Origin of the sequence: Streptomyces sp. KR55 (assembly GCF_052245645.1) — a bacterium.
GTDB lineage: Bacteria > Actinomycetota > Actinomycetes > Streptomycetales > Streptomycetaceae > Streptomyces > Streptomyces flavusporus.
Map to the genome: position 1 here is coordinate 1 of NZ_JBQQCE010000943.1, position 1,092 is coordinate 1,092.

1 protein-coding gene is annotated in these 1,092 nt (G+C 69.9%); it reads right to left on the reverse strand.

The genetic code is table 11. From position 1 onward, the window contains the following. A partial coding sequence (gene cas7e, locus ACTWQJ_RS51685) for a type I-E CRISPR-associated protein Cas7/Cse4/CasC (protein WP_443313253.1) occupies positions 1–986 on the reverse strand: 986 nt, incomplete at its 3' end. Positions 987–1,092: the final 106 nt, after the last annotated feature.

A 1,092-nucleotide genomic window follows, 5' to 3' on the forward strand; every position in this document is an offset into this window, starting at 1 on the left:
GTGACGGGCTCCTCGAAGGTGGCCACGAAGCTGATCGGGCGGGTGGTGCGCAGCGTGACGACGACGGCGTCGGGCAGCGTGTGGTGCCCGAACGTATTGATCTTGCCCGTGGGCAGGGAGGCGATGAAGGCGTGCACGAACGCCTCGACGGCGCGCCGCACGGGGGTGCTGACCGACTGGTCCTCGCGCAGTCCTTCGCCGAGGTTGGCGGCGAGCTGGTGGATGCTGACCGAGGCGTAGCGGTAGAGGGTGGCGGAGTTGAAGTCGACGGTGCCGATCATGCCGGCGCCGCTCTCGGCGTCGGTGTTCTCGTCGTCGACGGCGGTGAAGTAGTCGGACTCGTTCTCCACCTGGTGCACGCTGATGGCGTGGGCGACCTGGCAGGCCGCGTCGACGTTGAAGTCGGTGGAGTCGGCGACCATACGGCCGAACAGGGCGATGTCGACGGAGTGGCCGGTGTCGGCGATCTGCTTGGCGCGTGCCTTGTTGTCCTTGTCCTTCAGGTACGCGGTGATGTCGGCGGCGCCGTCGATGGCCAGCGCGGCCAGGCCGTCGAGCTGCCGGGCGCTGAGGAACAGCAGGTACTTCGACCTGGGCGTCTCGTCGGCAGGCTCCTCGCCCGCCACCTTCGCCTTCGCGCCGCGGGCCTTCCGCTCGGGGACGGCCAGCTTCATGCCGGTGGCCGCCTCGATGACGGCGGCGGCCAGGCGCAGGGCGTCCGCCTCCTCGATCGAGGTGTCGAGCCCGGTGATGCGGGTGGCAAGGAGTTCGGCGACCTTCTTCGTCCGCACGCCCAGTTCCGCCGGGTCGAGCAGCTGTGCGTCCTTGAAGTAGCCGCGGGTGGCGCGCTTCCACGCCTGGCTGGAGACCCGCGCCCGCGGAACCCCGCCGTACACCGCCGACTTCGGCGCGCCGGTGTCGTCTCGGTTGAGGTTGCTGGGCGGCACGGTCTGCAGGGCGTGCACGTCGAGAAAGATGCGGTTCACGAGGCGTCCTTGGAGGTCGTGTCGGAGTCGGACGGGTTGTCGGTGCCGTCGGCGTCGGCGGAACGGTCGCCCTTGGGATCGCGGTAGGCGTGGAAGGAGCGACCCC